Source organism: Clostridium sp. CAG:43 (assembly GCF_000434655.1).
GTDB lineage: Bacteria > Bacillota > Clostridia > Lachnospirales > Lachnospiraceae > Otoolea > Otoolea fessa.
This window is the reverse complement of record NZ_FR895084.1, coordinates 15,863-16,346: the sequence shown is the minus strand read 5'-3', so window position 1 is coordinate 16,346 and position 484 is coordinate 15,863. Positions and strand designations below refer to the sequence as shown.

1 pseudogene is annotated in these 484 nt (G+C 51.2%); it reads right to left on the bottom strand.

Features of this window, described 5'->3' with window-relative positions:
- Positions 1 to 132: 132 nt before the first annotated feature.
- A pseudogene (locus tag QVO97_RS06880) lies at positions 133 to 484 on the bottom strand (hypothetical protein); the annotation flags it as partial.

Here is a 484-nt window from a genome sequence, read left to right as displayed (position 1 = left end):
CATTCCGGCTGCTCCCGCTCCCACTATGATTACTTTATTCTGACTCATCCCTATTTCCCTTCCTGACCGTTTGCTTCGTACCGTCCATACGCGGACTTTATTCTTTGTTTTTTGACTGTATTATAATCACCTCTAACTGCTGAAAGACTCCAGATAGTGAAACACATCCGTCATTGTGTCGAACCAGACTCCTTCTAGCAGTTTTTCCTGTTCTTCCACGGAAAATTCTGAAAGCGGCATATGGGTCTGGAAACAGACTTCGCCGCTTGTTCCGTCAAAGATAAGCAGCATCCCATCCTCCGCCGTCAGACAATAGCCGGATTGTTTCTCCGCCACTTCCGGTTCCGGGTTCAGAACCGCATTATTCTCCGGCATCCGCTCTGACTCATACACGCGCCCCGGTACCGGTTCGGCCCGCCGTGGACGGTACCACCAGAGCCCTGCCGCCAGAAGCAGAAGCATTGCAAAACAAAAAAGCGCCGCA